The organism is Pseudomonas sp. FP2309, assembly GCF_030687575.1.
Lineage (GTDB): Bacteria > Pseudomonadota > Gammaproteobacteria > Pseudomonadales > Pseudomonadaceae > Aquipseudomonas.
This window is the reverse complement of the sequence record NZ_CP117439.1, coordinates 2328335-2345453: the sequence shown is the minus strand read 5'-3', so window position 1 is coordinate 2345453 and position 17119 is coordinate 2328335. Positions and strand designations below refer to the sequence as shown.

17 protein-coding genes are annotated in these 17119 nt (G+C 61.7%); 11 read left to right on the top strand and 6 right to left on the bottom strand.

Features of this window, described 5'->3' with window-relative positions; all coding sequences use genetic code 11:
- Positions 1-5: 5 nt before the first annotated feature.
- The 3 genes from PSH59_RS10855 to PSH59_RS10845 form a co-directional block, all read right to left on the bottom strand.
- A complete protein-coding gene (locus tag PSH59_RS10855; protein WP_248083615.1) occupies positions 6-1178 on the bottom strand; it encodes an MFS transporter in 1173 nt (390 codons plus the stop codon).
- 40 nt (positions 1179-1218) lie between these two features.
- Positions 1219-2574 (bottom strand): MATE family efflux transporter, encoded by a 1356-nt coding sequence (locus PSH59_RS10850; protein WP_305395019.1) that lies wholly within the window; start codon positions 2572-2574, stop codon positions 1219-1221.
- A 214-nt stretch (positions 2575-2788) separates the two neighbouring features.
- Entirely contained in the window at positions 2789-3622 is an 834-nt protein-coding gene (locus tag PSH59_RS10845) for an IclR family transcriptional regulator (protein ID WP_248083613.1), read from the bottom strand.
- Between the two features lie 242 nt (positions 3623-3864).
- Between PSH59_RS10845 and PSH59_RS10840 the strand changes: the two genes are divergently transcribed.
- The 10 genes from PSH59_RS10840 to PSH59_RS10795 all read left to right on the top strand — a co-directional run bounded on the left by PSH59_RS10840 (position 3865) and on the right by PSH59_RS10795 (position 13541).
- Complete coding sequence (locus tag PSH59_RS10840; protein ID WP_305395018.1) at positions 3865-4893, top strand: ABC transporter ATP-binding protein; 1029 nt, start codon at positions 3865-3867, stop codon at positions 4891-4893.
- A complete protein-coding gene (locus tag PSH59_RS10835; RefSeq protein ID WP_248083611.1) occupies positions 4890-5735 on the top strand; it encodes an ABC transporter permease in 846 nt (281 codons plus the stop codon). The genes PSH59_RS10840 and PSH59_RS10835 overlap by 4 nt, the downstream gene beginning before the upstream one ends.
- A gap of 4 nt (positions 5736-5739) precedes the next feature.
- The gene (locus tag PSH59_RS10830; protein WP_248083610.1) at positions 5740-6534 is read left to right on the top strand and encodes an ABC transporter permease; all 795 of its coding nucleotides are present in this window, start codon (positions 5740-5742) and stop codon (positions 6532-6534) included.
- The gene (locus tag PSH59_RS10825) at positions 6534-6824 is read left to right on the top strand and encodes a (2Fe-2S)-binding protein (protein WP_248083609.1); all 291 of its coding nucleotides are present in this window, start codon (positions 6534-6536) and stop codon (positions 6822-6824) included. Before PSH59_RS10830 ends, PSH59_RS10825 begins: the two co-directional genes overlap by 1 nt.
- A complete protein-coding gene (locus PSH59_RS10820; RefSeq protein ID WP_305395017.1) occupies positions 6821-8164 on the top strand; it encodes an NAD(P)/FAD-dependent oxidoreductase in 1344 nt (447 codons plus the stop codon). The genes PSH59_RS10825 and PSH59_RS10820 overlap by 4 nt, the downstream gene beginning before the upstream one ends.
- Positions 8161-9258 carry an FAD-binding oxidoreductase gene (locus tag PSH59_RS10815; RefSeq protein ID WP_305395016.1) on the top strand — a complete coding sequence of 366 codons (1098 nt, stop codon included), beginning with the start codon at positions 8161-8163 and terminating at the stop codon, positions 9256-9258. The genes PSH59_RS10820 and PSH59_RS10815 overlap by 4 nt, the downstream gene beginning before the upstream one ends.
- Before the next feature lie 14 nt (positions 9259-9272).
- Positions 9273-10304 (top strand): ABC transporter substrate-binding protein, encoded by a 1032-nt coding sequence (locus tag PSH59_RS10810; RefSeq protein ID WP_305395015.1) that lies wholly within the window; start codon positions 9273-9275, stop codon positions 10302-10304.
- Between the two features lie 916 nt (positions 10305-11220).
- Positions 11221-11739: a PAAR domain-containing protein gene (locus tag PSH59_RS10805; RefSeq protein WP_305395014.1), complete on the top strand. Its 519-nt coding sequence runs from the start codon at positions 11221-11223 to the stop codon at positions 11737-11739.
- Positions 11736-12437 (top strand): VRR-NUC domain-containing protein, encoded by a 702-nt coding sequence (locus PSH59_RS10800; protein WP_305395013.1) that lies wholly within the window; start codon positions 11736-11738, stop codon positions 12435-12437. The genes PSH59_RS10805 and PSH59_RS10800 overlap by 4 nt, the downstream gene beginning before the upstream one ends.
- 15 nt (positions 12438-12452) lie before the next feature.
- Complete coding sequence (locus PSH59_RS10795) at positions 12453-13541, top strand: DUF3396 domain-containing protein (RefSeq protein ID WP_305395012.1); 1089 nt, start codon at positions 12453-12455, stop codon at positions 13539-13541.
- A gap of 21 nt (positions 13542-13562) precedes the next feature.
- Here PSH59_RS10795 and nadE read toward each other — a convergent pair whose 3' ends face one another.
- From nadE to PSH59_RS10780, 3 genes are read right to left on the bottom strand one after another with little or no spacing between them, the layout of a single operon-like run.
- Positions 13563-14369 carry an ammonia-dependent NAD(+) synthetase gene (gene nadE / locus PSH59_RS10790; protein WP_248083603.1) on the bottom strand — a complete coding sequence of 269 codons (807 nt, stop codon included), beginning with the start codon at positions 14367-14369 and terminating at the stop codon, positions 13563-13565.
- A 1-nt stretch (position 14370) separates the two neighbouring features.
- Positions 14371-15588 carry a nicotinate phosphoribosyltransferase gene (pncB, locus tag PSH59_RS10785; protein ID WP_305395011.1) on the bottom strand — a complete coding sequence of 406 codons (1218 nt, stop codon included), beginning with the start codon at positions 15586-15588 and terminating at the stop codon, positions 14371-14373.
- Positions 15589-15599: 11 nt separating this feature from the next.
- Entirely contained in the window at positions 15600-16247 is a 648-nt protein-coding gene (locus PSH59_RS10780; RefSeq protein WP_305395010.1) for a nicotinamidase, read from the bottom strand.
- A 146-nt stretch (positions 16248-16393) separates the two neighbouring features.
- Between PSH59_RS10780 and PSH59_RS10775 the strand changes: the two genes are divergently transcribed.
- The gene (locus PSH59_RS10775; RefSeq protein WP_305395009.1) at positions 16394-17086 is read left to right on the top strand and encodes an NUDIX hydrolase; all 693 of its coding nucleotides are present in this window, start codon (positions 16394-16396) and stop codon (positions 17084-17086) included.
- The last annotated feature ends 33 nt before the right edge of the window (positions 17087-17119 follow it).

Below are 17119 nucleotides of genomic sequence, written 5' to 3'. Positions count from 1 at the left end.
GCTGATTAACCCAACCGGCGATAACCCAGCACCGCCGAGCCCAGCACCACCGCACCGGCGACCAGGGCCACCCAGAAACCGCTGGCGGCACCGAAGTGGTCAATCATCCACCCTGAGCTGGCGGCCCCCAGTGCAACGCCGATGCTCAGGCCGGTGATCAACCAGGTCATGCCTTCGGTCAGGCGACTGGCCGGGACGATGCGTTCCACCAGCGCCATGGACACGATCAGCGTAGGCGCGAAGAACAGCCCGGACACGAAGATCGCTGCCGCCAGGCCCGGGATATTGGTCACCAGCAGCAACGGCAAGGTGGTCAGCGCCGTGGCCACCCCGCAGAACAGGAATTGACGGGGCAACGACGCCTTGAGCTTGAGGGTGCCGAAGGCCAGGCCCGCCAGACACGAGCCGATGGCATACACCGACAACACGATACTCGCCGCGGCCGGCTGGCCCTGCTGCTGGGCAAACGCGACGCTGACCACGTCCACCACCCCCACGATGACGCCCATGGCCAGCAGCAGAATCATCAGGATCAGCACCGAAGGCGACGCGATCAGCCACCCGGCGTGGTGATCGTGATGCGCGTGCACCGGGGGCTCGGTCGCCCGTTGCAGCACAAAGGTGGTCACCCCCACCGCCAGTAACAGCGCGGCCACCAGCGGCCCGGCTTCCGGGAACAGCACCACGCTCAGGCCCACGGAAAGCGGCGGGCCGACGATAAAACATACCTCGTCGAGCACCGACTCCAGGGCGAACGCGGTTTGCAGCTTGGGTTGGCCACGGTACACCTCGGTCCAACGCGCCCGCACCATGGCCGACATGTTCGGCATACAGCCCGCCAGTGCGGCGAACAGAAACAGCGTCCAGTTCGGCGCTTGCATGCGGGTGCACAGCAACAGCATCAGCAACCCGCCGCCGCCGATCAGCGCAGCGACTGGCAGCACCCGCCCCTGGCTGTAGCGGTCCACCAGGCGCGACACCTGCGGCGCGCAAAACGCGGTGGCCAGGGCAAACACCGCTGCCACCGAGCCCGCCAGGCCGTAGCCGCCATGCACCTGGGAGAGCATGGTGATCACGCCGATACCGGTCATCGACACCGGCATACGCGCCAACATACCTGCCAATACAAAGGCGCGGGCGCCGGGGACCTGGAACAATTCGGCGTAAGGGTTCGCCATGATTCAAATGCCTTCTGTACTTAAATTTCGCAACGGTTTGTCACACCAACCGCTTGATCTGCTTGTGCCGCCACACCAGGCGGTAATAGGCCGTCTGCAACGCCAGCATCGCCAGGTACGTCACCGGAAACGCCATCCACACGCCCTCCAGACCAAAGTGGGCGTTGAGCAGATAGGCCATCGGCAGTTCCACGCACAGCACGCAGAAGATCGAGATCGCCACCGGCATCAACACCACGCCGCTGGCGCGCATGATCCCGCCGATCACCGCCTGGAAGCCGAACACCAGGATGCTCCACAGCATGATATGCAGCAGGTGTTCGGCGTTGACCCGCGCCGCATCGTCGGTGATGAACAGGCCCAGCAACCAGTGAGACAGCCCATAGCCCAGCACAATCAGGCCACCGGTGAGGCCGGTGTTGATCAACAGGCCGGTGCGCAGGATCGGCCCGATGCGCTCCAGACGGCCGGCGCCAATCGCCTGAGCGCCGAGGATCGACGCAGTGATGGCAATCGACAGCGCCGGAAACTGCACATAGTTGACGATCTGCGTCACCGCGCCATAAGCCGCTGTCGCCTGGGAGCCGTGACCGTTGACCAGCGCCAGGATGACCAGCTCCGACAGCGACAGCACCACCATCTGCAGGCCCGTGGGCAGGCCGATGCGCAGGACTTTGCCAAGGATCACGCGGTCCAGGCGCAAGGCCGCGAGCAGTTCGCGGTCCGGCGCCATCACATGATTTTTATGCCGCAGGCGCAGCACCAGGAACAGCATCGCCAGGGCGTTACCGACCAGGCCCGCATACACCGCGCTCTGGATGCCCAGGGGCGGCAGGCCGACCCACCCGCGAATCAGCGCCGGGGTCAGCAGCAGGCCGACCAGGGTCGAGACCATCAAGGCCAGCAAGGGTGAAATCGTGTCGCTGACACCGCGCAACAACTGGGTATAGAGGATGAACACCAGCAGCAGCGGCATGATCAGCATCATCATCTGCGCATAGCCCACGGCGTCATCGAGCACGTCAATCGGCGTCCCCAATGCCTGCAACGCCGGCCGCGCAAACAGGCCGCCCAACACCGCCGCGATCAACCCCACCAGCGCCCCCAGCGTCAGGGTGGCCCCGGTGATCGACTTGACCATCGCGGTTTCCTGGGCGCCCCACGCCTGGCCGATCAACACCGAGGCGCCCGCCCCCAGGCCGATCACCAGCGCGATAAAGAAGAACACGATGGGAAACATCCCCGACACCGCGGCCAACGCCTGGGTACCGAGCATTTGCCCGACGTAGATGCCGTTGAGGGTGCCGGAAAAGCTCTGCAGGAAGTTGGACAGCACCATCGGCGCCAGAAAGATCAGGTAGACCTGCCACAGCGGGCGTTGCAAGGGGCTTTGCATGAAAAACGGGGCCTCGGAGGACGAAAGCGTCCGAGGTTTATACCGTAACTGGATCCAATCTTCCCGTGCTTTATCACGGCACCGGTTCAACCACCAGCCGGGCGTTGCGCACGGTTCCCGTCAGGTGCCGGGGATCGCCTTGCACGATGCATTCGCCCAGTGCCGGTTCCAGTTCGACCCGAAATCAATCCAGCCCCGGCAAACAGGTTGACGCTCAAGGGGCGTCGAAGGTTTGCGAGGGCCTGCGTAACGTGGGATCAAACGGATTGATCCTGGGCCCGATCGCCGCCGCCTCGCGCTTCAACAACTCCACCACCATCGGCAAGCGGCCGGGCCCCAACCGGTCGCTGATGGTCGCCACACTCAACGCCGCCACCGCGTGCCCGTCACGGTTGAGGATCGGCACCGCCAAGCCCGCCATGCCTTCCAGCACCCCGGTGTTGCGCGCCGCGTAGCCCAGGCGCCGCACGTTTTCCACCTCCGAGCGCAGCAGCACTTCGTCATACAGGTGGAAGTCCTTGAGCCGTGGCAGGTTGTAGCGGATCACCGTTTCGCGCTCCTGCTCCGGCAAAAACGCCAGGATCGCCAGGCTGCCCTGCCCCACGCCCAGGGCCACGCGCCCACCGATGTCACCGGTAAACGTGCGAATGGGGTACGGGCCTTCGCTGCGGTCCAGGCAGATCGCATCGAAGCCGCTGCGCGCCAGCAGGAACAGCGAGTCGCCCAGTGAGGCGCTCAAGCGCAGCATGCTGGGGCGTACGAGGTCGCGCAGGTTGTCGGTCTTGCCCGCATTCGCCGCCAGGGCAAAGAACTCCAGGCTCAGGCGATAGCGCTTGCTGCGCGCATCCTGCTCGACCATGCCTTCGTCCATCAGGCTGCGCAGCAGACGGTGCGTGGTGGGTTGGGAAAGACCGACCTGCTGCGCAAGCTGAGTCACCCGTTCGCCGCCCTGCGGCACCTCACCCAGGGCACGCAGCAGCGCAAACAGCCGGGACACCCCGCCTGCACCGACCTCTTTGGTGCTTTCATTCCGCTCAGTGGAATCCATCTCGCTTTATCTCATTAATTATTCTATTGAATGAATAAAACAGAAATTAATCATCCATTCAGTGAAATTCCATCTTTCGCCCATCCTAGTCTTCGTCCTAATCTGCGTCCACAGGGGCGAATTGAACAACAACCGGCAGCCGACTTGAGATCGAGCGCCAACGCACCCGCAACACCCTTTTCGCATCTGCCCAAAACAAAAAAGCGCGTTTCGACGCGACTCAAAAAAGGTGGAACGCAGACATGGCATTTCTCCAACTCAACGCCTTGAGCAAACGCTACGGTGCCGTCGACGCAGTGGTCGCCACCGACCTTGCGGTGGAAAAAGGCGAGTTCGTTTCCCTGCTCGGCCCGTCGGGCTGCGGCAAGACCACCACCCTGCAAATGATCGCCGGCTTCGTCGACGTGAGCGGCGGGCAGATCCTGCTCGACGGCCGCGACATCACCCACGCCAAGCCCGCCAGCCGAGGCCTGGGCGTGGTGTTCCAAAGTTATGCGTTGTTTCCGCACATGAGTGTGCGCGACAACGTTGCCTTTGGCCTGAAGATGCGCAAAGTTCCGGCCGCCGATATCGCCAACAAGGTCAAGACCGTGCTCGAGCTGGTGCGGCTGGCCCCGCACGCCGAGCGCTATCCTCGGGAGCTGTCCGGCGGCCAACGCCAGCGCGTGGCCCTGGCCCGCGCCCTGGTGATCGAACCGCCCGTTTTGTTGCTCGATGAGCCGCTGTCCAACCTCGACGCCAACCTGCGCGAAGAAATGCAGTTCGAGATTCGCCGCATCCAGTGCGCCGTGGGCATCACCACGCTGATGGTTACCCACGACCAGGCGGAAGCGCTGTCCATCAGCGACCGCGTGGTGGTGATGCAGGCCGGGCGCGTGACCCAGATCGACGCCCCTTACAACCTGTATGAGCACCCGCGCACACGCTTCATCTCGGACTTCGTCGGCAAGGCCAACCTGCTGCCAGGCGATTACGATCAACTGGGCATCCCGCAAGTGCGCCACGAAAGCGGCGACGGCGATCTGACCCTGAGCCTGCGCCCGGAGAAAATCCAGTTGGTGCAGGCCGGCACCGGGCGCCTGCAGGGCCAGGTGCTCGGCCGCTATTTCTTCGGCAGCCAGTGGCTGTACCGCATCCACACGTCCTTGGGCGACATCACCGTGGTGCGCAGCAATGACGGCAGCGCGCCGCTGGGCAACGGTGCGTCGGTGGGCCTGGATTGGCAGGCGGACTTGCTGCGGGTATTGGCGGCCGATGAGGTGCACCCATGAGTCGCGGCTACCTGCTGTCATTGCCGGCGCTGGTGCTGTTTGCCGGGCTGCTGATCCTGCCGCTGGGCCTGACGCTGGTGCTGTCGTTCAACGTGTTCGACTACCAAGTGGGCGTCAAAGCGGATGAATGGACGTTCGCCCACTACCTGTCGCTGTTCAGCGACGCGTACTTCTACGAGATCTTCTGGCGCACCTTCTGGATCAGCGCGCTGGTAACCTTGCTCTGTGTGGTGATCGGCGTGCCGGAGGCCTACATCCTCAGCCGCATGGGCACGCCGTGGCGTTCGGTGTTTCTGATTCTGATCCTCACGCCGCTGCTGATTTCGGTGGTGGTGCGCGCATTCGGCTGGAGCCTGCTGCTGGGCGCCGACGGGCTGATCAACCAAGTGATCCAGTTGCTCGGCGGGCGCCCGGTGAAGCTGCTGTACACGCCCTTCGCGGTGATCATCGCGCTGGTGCACGTGATGCTGCCGTTCATGATCATCCCCGTGTGGACCTCCCTGCAAAAACTCGACCCGTCGGCCGAACAGGCCGCGTTGTCGCTCGGCGCGAGCCAGGCCACGGTGATGCGCCAGATCGTGTTGCCCCAGGTGATGCCTGGTGTGCTATCCGGCACGTTGATTGTGTTCGGGTTGGCCGCCAGTTCGTTCGCGATCCCCGGTCTGCTCGGCGGACGACGCCTGAAGATGGTCGCCACAGTGGTGTACGACCAGTACCTCTCGGAACTCAACTGGCCCATGGGCGCGACCATTGCGGTGGTGCTGCTGGCTGTGAATCTGCTGATCATGCTGAGCTGGAACCGCATGGTCGAACGCCGCTACAAAAAGTCCCTGGGGGTTTAAGCACATGTCCAGAAACGGTCCTTTGGCCCTCGGCTTTCATAGCCTGGTGGTGCTGTTCATGATGGCGCCGCTGGTGGTGGTGTGCCTGGTGGCCTTCACGCCGGAAAACACCTTGAGCCTGCCCACTTCGGGCTTCTCCCTGCGTTGGTTTCGCGCGGTGTTTGAACGCGCCGACTTTATCCAGGCGTTCTATAACAGCCTGATCCTGGCGTTCACCGCCGCAACCCTGGCGACATTGATCGCGGTGCCGGCGGCCTTGGCCATCAGCCGCTATCAGTTTCCGGGGCGCAACTTTTTCAGTGGGTTGTTCCTGTCGCCGATCATCATCCCGCACCTTGTGCTGGGCGTGGCGATGCTGCGGCTGTTTGCGCTGATGGGGGTCAATGGCAGCTTTACCTGGTTGATGCTCGCGCATGTGGTGATCATCACGCCGTATGTGCTGCGCCTGGTCCTGGCGGCGGCCATCGGGATTGACCGCAGTGCCGAGCAGGCCGCCGAATCCCTCGGCGCGGGCCGCTTTACCTTGTTTCGGCTGGTCACGCTGCCGATGATCCTGCCCGGTGTCGCCGGGGGCTGGCTGCTGGCGTTCATCAACAGTTTCGATGAAGTGACGCTGTCGATCTTCGTCAGCTCACCGGCCACGCAAACTCTGCCGGTGCGCATGTATGTGTACGCCACCGAATCCATCGACCCGATGATGGCGGCGGTGTCGGCGCTGGTGATTGCGCTGACCGCCGCGACCATGATCCTGCTCGACCGGGTCTATGGCCTGGACCGCGTGCTGGTGGGGAAACACTGATGGCCTTGTTTAAACGTTTGGCCGAGACCCGGCGTCCGGTTGTGGCCTTTACCCTCGACGGCCAACCCGCCACCGGCCTGCTCGGCGACACCCTGCTGACCGCCGTGCTGACCTGCGCCGAGCACCTGCGCGGCAGCGATTTCAGCGCCGAACGCCGTGCGGGTTTTTGCCTGATGGGCGCCTGCCAGGACTGCTGGGTACGCCTGGACGATGGGCGGCGAGTGCGCGCCTGTTCGACGCTGTTGGAAGAAGGCCAGGCGATCAGCCGCGATACGGGGCGCCAGGCATGAAGCCGATTGTGATTGTGGGCGCAGGCCCGGCCGGTATCAGCGCCGCGCGCACGTTGCTCGACCATGGCATTCGCCCCTGCCTGGTGGATGAAAACCTGCGCGGTGGCGGACAGATTTATCGACGTCAACCGCCCGGCTTCCAACGCACGGCCAAGCAGATCTACGGCTTTGATGCGCGCAAGGCCCAAGCGGCGCACAACACGCTGGATACACTGGCGCCGTTGATCGACTACCGCCCCGACACCCTGGTATGGAACGCCGAAGACGGCCGCCTGGACATGCTCAATAACGGCCGCGCCGAGAGCGTCGACTATGCCCAGATCATCGTCGCCACCGGCGCAACCGACCGGATTCTGCCGGTACCGGGCTGGACCTTGCCCGGCGTCTACAGCCTGGGCGCGGCGCAGATCGCCTTGAAATACCAGGGCTGTGCGATTGGTGAGCGCGTGGCGTTCTGTGGCAGTGGGCCGTTGCTGTACCTGGTGGCGTATCAGTACGCCAAGGCCGGGGCGCACGTGGTGGCAGTGCTCGACAGCGCACCCTTCAGCGCCCAATGCCGTGCGCTGCCGGCCTTGCTTGGGCAACCGGCAACCTTGGCCAAAGGGATGTACTACCGCGCCTGGCTGACGGCCCATGGCATTCCCGTGCATCAGGGCGCGACGCTCGAACAGATCGACGGCGAGCAACGCGTCAGCGCCATTCGTTTTGGCCAGCGCACCCTGGAATGCGATGCGGTGGCCTTCGCCCACGCGCTGCGCAGCGAGACACAACTGGCGGACCTGCTCGGCTGTGGGTTTGCCTGGAGCGCCTTGAACCGCGCCTGGCTGCCGCAACGGGACAGTGCCGGGCGCAGCAGCGTCGCAGGCGTGTACCTGGCAGGCGACGGTGCCGGCATCATGGGCGCGGATGCCGCACACATGGCCGGCGAGCGTGCGGCACTGGCGTTGCTGGAAGACCGAGGGGTCGCCATTGAGCAACGCCGCGCGGCGCAGTTGGAGCAGCAACTGGCGAGCATCCAACGTTTTCGCCATGGCCTGGAAACCGCGTTCCCCTTCCCTGAACACTGGGCGGCGCAGGCACCGGATGCAGTGATTGTGTGCCGCTGCGAAGAGGTCAGCGCGGGCGACGTGCGCGCGGTGGTGGATGAAGGGCATTGGGAAATCAATCGGGTCAAAGCCCATTGCCGCGTGGGCATGGGCCGCTGCCAGGGCCGCATGTGCGGGCTGGCGGCCGCCGAGATCGTGGCTGAACGCAGTGGGCGCGGGGTTGAACAGGTCGGCCGGTTGCGCGGCCAGGCCCCGATCAAGCCGCTGCCGTTTGGTGTGCAGGTGCAGCCATGATCGACGTGATCGTACTGGGTGGCGGGATTGTCGGCGCGTCGGCCGCCTTGATGCTTGCGCACAAAGGCCAGCGCGTCGCGTTGGTGGATCGGGACTTTTGCGGCTCGCACGCCAGTGGCGTGAACTACGGCGGCGTGCGACGCCAGGGGCGGCCGCTGCATCAATTGCCGTTGTCGCAACGGGCGCATCAGCTGTGGGCTGATCTGCCGGGGCTGATTGGGATCGATGGCGAGTATGTGCGCTCCGGGCATTTGAAGCTGGCGCGCAGCCACGCCGACTTTGCCGCGTTGCAGGCCTACGCCGAGCACACCCGAGGCTTTGGCCTGGGCTTGCAACTGCTCGATCACGCCGAGTTGCGCGCGCGTTTCCCGTGGGTGGGGGACGTGGCGGTCGGCGCCTCGCTGTGCCCGCAGGACGGGCATGCCAACCCACGACTGGTCTCGCCCGCCTTTGCCCGCGCGGCGCGGCAACTCGGCGCGGCCGTGTTTGAGCAGGCCGAGGTGGTTGGAATTGAACACGACGGGCAGCTGTTCCAGGTGCACTGCGCCAACGGCCTGCAGCTGCAGGCGCCGTGGCTGCTCAACTGCGCCGGCGCCTGGGCCGGCCATGTCGCCGCGCAGTTTGGCGAACCGGTGCCGATGACCTCGGCGCACCCGGCGATGCTGGTCACCGAGCCGCTGCCGGTGGTGATGGACGTGAGCACCGGCGTTGAAGGCGGCGGCATTTATGCGCGCCAGGTGGCCCGGGGCAATTGCATCCTGGGCGGCGGTCGCGGCTTTGCGCTTGGGCCTTTGCAGGCCCGGCCGGGTCAGGCGGCGGTCCTGGAGATCCTGCGCAACGCCGGCGAACTGTATCCGTTTCTCAAAGGTGCCCAGGCCATTCGTACCTGGAGTGGCACCGAAGGTTATCTACCCGATCATGAACCGGTGATCGGTCCCAGCAGCACCACACCTGGCCTGCTCCACGGCTTCGGCTTTGCCGGTGCCGGGTTCCAGCTCGGCCCCGCCGTCGGTGAAGCCCTGGCAGAGATTGTCTGCACGGGCGCCAGCCGCCAACCCATCGAAGCGTTTTCCATCCGTCGTTTCCAAGCCTGAGAGGAAAAACATCCATGAACACACGTATTGCGCTGTCCTGCTTGTCCCTCGCCCTGCTCGCGTCTACCGCCCATGCCGCACCAACGCTGTACCTGGGCATGAACGGCGGCACCATGGAACGGGTCTACGCCGACAAAGTGCTGCCGGCGTTCGAAAAGGCCAATAACGTCAAGGTGGTGATCGTGCCCGGCACCTCGTCGGACATTCTCGCCAAGGTCCAGGCCAACAAAGACAACCCACAGATGCATGTCATGTTCCTCGACGACGGCATCATGTACCGCGCCATCTCCATGGGCCTGTGCGATAAGCTCGCCGCCAGCACGCCCCTGGAGCAGATCCCGGCCAAAGCCAGGATCAAGGACCAAGCCGTGGCGGTGACCCTGGGCGTCACTGGCCTGGGGTATAACGCCAAGATGTTCAAGGAAAAAGGCTGGGCCGCGCCCACCTCATGGATGGACCTGGCCGACCCGCGCTTCAAGGACAAAGTAGTGTTCCAGTCCCTGGCCTCCTCCACCTTTGGTCTGCACGGTTTCCTGATGTTCAACCGCCTCCAGGGCGGCGATGAAACCAACGTGGAACCGGGCTTCAAGGCCTGGCCGAAAACCGTCGGCCCCAATGTGCTGGAATACATCGCCAGTTCGGCGAAGATCTCTGAGATGGTGCAGACCGACGAAGCCGCGATCTTCCCGCTGACGCCAACTCAAGTCGCCACCCAAAAGCTGTTGGGCGTGCCGATGGAATACGCGCAACCCAAAGAAGGCGCGGTGGTGCTTAACGTGGCCGAGTGCGTGATCGCCCGTAACGACCAGCCGGAACTGGCGCAAAAGCTCGCAGCCTTCCTGCTCACCGCAGAGGCCCAGGCGCCGGCATTGGAGGAAGGTGACCAGATCCCGTCCAACCCGACCACGCCCACCACCGACAAGACCCGCGCACGGGTTGAAGCGATGCAGGGTTACTTGCAAACGGCGATTTCGATTGATTGGGACCAGGTGAACCAGGCACGGCCGGGGTGGAATGCGCGGTGGAGCCGGTCGATTGAGCGGTAGGCTGGCCTGGCGGTCGCTCCCACGTGGTTGACGTGGGAGCTGCGCCTACTTTGCCCTGCGCGCCCTGGTTTTGAGTTTATTGGAATATTTTTTATAGGTCGTTCTCACCGCATTGCGCTGAATGCGGATTTCAAACAACTTCTGCCTCATTTCTCGATGACGATCAGTATTGAGCAGCAGTAACCCCAGGAGGGGAAACACTACCCCGCGAGAAAACGCTACGGTATGCGGGCGGGATTGAATCGTTGATATCACTAGCATCAGGCAGAAAGCGAAATAGCCCATTAACAAACTAGCTGCCCATGAACACTGGAAAGTAACGGATGAGAAAGCTAATAAGTGATTCATTCACTCTGCAATCTCCTCGTACAAACCAATTACCATCGTCGTTGCACTTCCAATATGACCATTTCGGTAACTTCCGGCCAAGCCCAAAATCCCTCCCAAAATATCTTTTAACTGAGTCAACGTGGCACGACGAATTTGGTCGCAGCTGTAACGCTTCGGCAGTCCCCCCGCTCGCATACAAGCTGCGACTCCCTCGGTTCATTCTCCAACCGCCGCACAGAATCCAACCGCGCCATCGACCTCGGCATCTCCCGCAAGATCAGGCCTTGGGGAAACCGTCCTTCAATACGCTGGCAGCCATTCCTTTACTCCTGAATTCACAAGAGCGCAGAGCGTAAAGAATCAATATCCCATAACCATGTAGGAGATTTTCCTTTTTACTGACGGACACTTCCCGTTCTCGCTAAGCATCTTGTAGTTAATCGGAGGAATCGGAAAAGTACGCCACGCACCACTATCGGCGAACGGTCAGACAAGCGACGAGTATGGCGATTGATATGTTTTCGAAGCGCCTCGGTAACTCAGCACGCTTTCTTGACCTTCAATCACTTTTGCAAGGACAGGCATTATGAGTGGCAAACCCGCCGCCCGCGTTACTGACTCTACGGCATGTCCAATACCGGGGCATGGCAGCAACCCTATCATCGAAGGTTCTCCTGACGTCTTTTTCGATGGCTTGCCCGCAGCACGCCAAGGTGATGTTTCTGCTTGCGGGAGCCCAATCAGCTCGGCCGTGTCATCAACGGTTTATATCAACGGAAAACCTGCCGCAACGCTGGGCAGTGTCGGTGAACATGGCAACGTGATCATCGGTGGATCGGGAACGGTGATCATCGGCGATATATTCACACCGCCCCCGCTCAGCCCCACGGTGCCATTAAGCGGTTCCAAAGCCCATTACTCCGGACGCTTTCAACTCATAGATCAGGAAACCGGCAAACCTATCGTTGGCCGCAAGGTTAAGGTCTGGTCCAGTGCCGGTTGGAGCGCACTCGACATTACAAATATCGAAGGCATGACATCGTGGATTAACCACGCTGCGTCGGCGTCCATCCATATTGACCTGGCACAGGAAGGCGAAGAATGAATGATCAACACGGCCTTTCTCAGGGTGGCACGAGTCCCGGAGGAAAAACCAACCCGGTGGGCATCCTGAAGCCGAAGCTCGATCCCCGAGACAAGAATGTACTGTGCTCGGCAATTTGCTATTGCAGCAGCACACCCAACATCAGCCAAGATGGCAAGAGTCTCAAACAGGGCTGTGTGGCCCAGCGCCTTGGGGAGCTTGACGAGATTCTCCAGAGGCGCAGCCCGTATAAGCCAGAGGTCAGTTACGACATGACCAAGAAACCACCACAGCCAATCCTCGACAGCCAAACAGGGAACAGCCCTCATGGCTGGATACCGGGTTGGATCAACAAGTATTGGAATGAAGACCCAGAGCATCCACCGTTCAAGCCTGGGACTGGGATGATTCGCCGGCCTGACGTGGTGATTGTCAAAGATGCCAGCAGGCCGCCAACGCAGGACAATATCAAGCAAGTGGTGGAAATGAAGTTTCCGCCTGACCCACCGGATACACGACAGGCGCAGGGCTATGCAAAAATTGCTGGCAACAAAAACAAGGTCGTTGAGATGACATCCACCGAATGCGACTGCAGCCAAGAACATCAGCAGTCCAACGTGCCAGTGGAGCAGCTCGGGTGGGCCGCAGCCATCGCTGGTGGCGTGATGTTTATCCTGACGCGTGGCCGCTCCCCTCGGCCGATGATCCCCGCTTACTGATTCGGAGGCCCCCCCATGGAACCGGAATTCAATGTAGCCGAAGAACTTGCCAAGCAACCACACCTGCTGGAAATACCCGGTCACCTGTTGATGAAGGGCGGGCCCCAGAGCTATATCGGCGCGGTACTCTGTCTGCGAGGAACACTGTATTTCAAGGAGGCCCATACACCCTTAGTGCGCGAAGCCTTATGCAAGTGCTTCGACGACTTCAAGCGTCTAGCCGAGCCCCATCTCACTTGGCTCTGGCGTGAGGAGCCTAGACAGGGTCAACCACTGTCAGCGTATGGTGAGACAAAGTCACTGCGTGAAATGCTGGGCGCAATGGATGAAGACGACTACCTCAGTTTCTACTACACCAGCGGCAAGCAATCCAACGACGCCAGCGCTTGGCTCTTCGATATTTTTGGGATGCAGGGATGGGCGGCAAAGATGGGAGATGACCTAAGCGCTCTGGAGTTCTCAATACCGCTTCTGTACCAAGAGCAGAACCCACTCGGTTTCCTGCGCTTGTTTCTTGACTCAGCACGCCGACTGGCTCCAGAGCAGGGCTACGCCGGACATGCCTTCAATCTTTCCGTCACCAACCGGGATGGCAACGAGCCTACCGAAGCCTTTATGGCGGCGCGCATGCCTGGTTTGGACGTAGGAACAGCCGGTCTGCTGGTTAATATCCCCGAGTTCAAACCCACGAAAATCAAAACGGTCAGTTGGCTGACCTTGCTCGACCAAGCGCGCCTGGATCTTGTTGGCGGCCTGGTGGGGCTGCGTGCGCAGCTACCCTCAAGCCATTTTGCCTTCTATGACTACGGTAACGGCGTCGTGATTCAGGCCGGCGCATACCCGTACCTTGCCGGTGATGCCGATGATCCGAAGCCCGCCGCCTATGTATTACTGAACCATGTACTCAAGGGCATTCGCTACGAGACGGTGGGTTCATTGCACGGTGGCTCTCATGATGGCGAGTTGCGCCTGGTGGACTGGTCGGCTGACCAGTGGCTCAAACGCTTGGATGTGGATGCAGACGACCTACCCGGCTGGCGTGCCAAGCTACTTCGCGACGAACCCTGCCTGGATGCTACAAACACTCTGCCAGGGCGCTTGTAGATATGGAGTGCATTGCTGAAATCAAGGCGTAATCGGCAGCGCACGCTTGTGCGCTGTCTTGCTGTATGCCGCCTCGACAATCGCCCGCACCCGCTCACTCACCGGCTCACCCATCAAGTACGCATCGATCTCTTCGTAAGAACAGCCATAGGCATGTTCATCCAACTTGCCCGGCGCCAGTTCTTCGAGATCGGCGGTGGGGTGTTTGTGCACCAGGTTTTCCGGGGCGCCAAGTGCGCTGGCCAGCAGGCGCACCTGGGTTTTGGTCAGGCCCGACAGCGGTGCCAGGTCGCAGGCGCCATCACCGAACTTGGTGAAAAACCCCATCAGTGCTTCGGCGCCGTGGTCGGTGCCGACCACCAGGCCGTTGTGCAGGTTGGCCACGGCGTACTGCGCGATCATGCGGGTGCGGGCCTTGACGTTGCCTTTGATGAAATCGAGCTGGGCAGCACTGGCCTCAGGGGCGGTCAGGCTCGCCATCAGGCCGTCGACGCCGGCGGCAATGTTGAGGGTATCGATGTGGTCCGGGACGATGTAGTCCAGCGAGGCCTGGGCATCGCGTTCGTCGGCCTGGGTTTTGTAAGGCAGGCGCATGGCGATAAAGCGCGCGGCGTAGCCTTCACTGCGCAGTTGCTCCGCCGCCAACTGGCACAGGCGGCCAGCGGTGAGGGAGTCGACGCCGCCGCTGATACCCAGCACCAGGGCCTGGCAGCGCGACTGACGCAGCGTGGTCTTGATGAAATCAATGCGTCGTTGGATTTCCCTGGCCTCACCGCCCTTCCCCAAGGTGCGGTCGATATTGAGTTCCTGAGCGATACGATCCTGCATGTCACACCTCCACGTTGCCGACGTTGAATACCTTGGCTGCATACTGCAAAAACGAGGCGTCTTCGCAGACGTTCTTGATCGGGTCATCGGAGAATTTCACCACCGGTTCGCCGTGTACCCGCACCAGTTTCATCACGATGCTCAGCGGCGCCACACCGTCCACATCGCACGCCAGACTGGTGCCCATGCCGAAGCCGAACCTGGCCTTGCCGCGCACGTGGCGCAGGATCGGCAGGCATTTTTCGAAGTTCAGGCCATCGGAGAACATAAGGTCTTTGGTCATGGGGTCGATACCGAGTTCCTTGTATTTGGCCAGCACCTTGTCGGCCCAGGCGATGGGGTCGCCGGAGTCCTGACGCAGCCCGTCGTAGAGCTTGGCGAAGTACAGGTCGAAATCCTTGAGGAAAAAGTCGGTGCTGATGGTGTCGGTCAAGGCCACACCAAGGCGCCCACGGTATTCACGCACCCAGTTTTCCAACCCGGCGTTCTGGCTCTCGCGCAAGCGACCCAGTTGCTGGTGCACCATCATCCACTGGTGCGCCATGGTGCCGATCAGCGGCAGGTCGAATGCGTAGGCCAGGTGCGCGTTGCTGGTGCCGACGAATTGGCCGGGGAAGTCACGGCGCATGATGTCCACTACTTCGCGCTGGGCCTTGAACGAGAGGCGCCGGCGGGTGGAAAAATCGGAAACACGCAGGTCGGCGAGTTCATCTCGGCTGAGGTTTTTCTCCAGCCAGTCGAACTTCTGATAGAGCTTGCGGGTGACGTCTTCCAAGGTGACGTCGGGGTATTTGTCGCGGTTGCGCAACTCGCTCACCAGCGCCAGTACCGGCTGTTCGAACATGATGCAGTGCAGCATCGGACCGACCACGCGGATGTTCAACTGGCCGTCGACTTCGCTGACATGGATATAACGCAGGTTGAAGCGGAACAGGCCAAGGAAGCGCTCGTAGTCCGGGGTGAGGTATTCGCGAAAGCGCGGGTTGAACAGAAAGCGCAGCTCGCCTTCTCGCATTTGCAGGCCCGCGAGTTTTTCCAGCTCGTCGCGCAATTGCGGGATCAGGTGGCCGAGTTTTTCTTTGGAGCGGACGATGAAGTTGTATTCCACATCCACATTCGGGTGCTGGTGCAACACCGCCTGCATCATGGTGAAGGTGTAGTAGTCGGTGTCCAGCAAGCCCTGGATCACCGGGGATTCGTAGTCGTAGGCACTTTCCATGGTGGTTCTCCTTAACGCGTGGCCATCGTGGCCAGTTCTTCGCGGGTGCGGCTGATGCCGGCACCGGCCTTGAGCAACGCACTGACGGCCTCGACACCGCCCTCCTCGCTGATACCCCGGCATGCCGGCAGATGCAGGACCACTTCAAAGCCGGCCTTGAGCAACTGCAAGGCGGTGGTCTTGACGCAGTAGTCCAGGGCCAGGCCGCCGACGAGTACACGGCTGACGCCCTGGGCCTTGAGGTACTCGATCACCCCGGTGGAGAGCTTGTCGTGCAGGTCGTGGTAGCAGGCACCGTAGGGGTGCAGGTCGGGTTCGACGCCTTTCCAGATGAAGTAGTCGTAGTCATAGGGCGTGGGCAGTTCGTCGAGCAACGTGAAGCCTTCGGTGCCCGGCACGCAGTGGGCGACCCAGGTGAGGTCGGCATGCTCCAGGCCGGTGGCTTTCAACATCTGGCTCGGCTGTGTGACCACCCAGAGGGCATGCGGGGTGTGCGCGTCTTTGCTGCCGACACGGTGGCCAGCCAGGCTGGCCATGTAGTTGAGTTCGGCGCCGATCTGGTCGCCACCGGCCACAGGCAACTCATCGGGGCACAGCGGTGTGAAGCTCTTTTGGGCGTCGACATCGAATGAAGCAAGGGCAGATTTCGCAAGCGTCATGATGGTTCTCCTGTGGCCTGGAAACAAAAGTACACGTCATGTACTTTCATAGCAAGAAACATTTATTTATATGTGCCCAAGCAAGTACATGACATCGCTGTTCGTTCCGTTAGACTGTGCCCCACCGCTGTTCAGAAGGACGTCATATGCCACTTAGCGCCTACCTCCACACCGTCGACCTGTGCGTGCTGTTTTACTGCCGCGCGTCGGGCGAACTGAAACTGCTGTTGAACAAACGCGAGGCCGAGCCCTTTGCCGGGCATTGGGCGTTGCCGGGCGTGGTGGTCAATGGCGGCGTGCAAGATCTGAGCCTCCAGGCTGCCGTAGAACGGTTGCGCGCCAGTGACAAAGTCGGCCTGGACCTGGCCTGGAGCGAGCAGGTGGGTACGGTGGGTGATGCGTTTCGCGACCCGAGATGCTGGTCATCGTCCACGTTCTACCTGGCAATCGTGGCGGATGAGGTGCCATTGGGTGAGCATCAGGGCTGGTTTTCACTGAACGCCGTGGCGGAAGGCCGTTTCAAGCTGCCGTTCGATCACAACCTGATCGTGGCAGCGGTGCAGGAGCGGCTGGTGTCCAAATCGCTGTACAGCAGCTTGCCGCTGATGTTCCTGGGAGAGGAGTTCAGCGCGCCGCAAGCGACCACGATCTTTTCCCTGGTGCTGGCACGCCCCGTGTTGAAGACCAGTATTCGCCAGCGTTTGTTGAAGCTGACCGAGGCGGGTTATTTGCGCGAGACCGGCCGCAAGAAACACGGTGAAGGCGGCAGGCCCCAGGCCACGGTGGAGAACCTGAAGCCTGGGGAAATCTATCTGTTTGATCGCAGCTTTGCCGAGTAGCCCCGATTTAACGAGCATCGGCAATCAAATGGC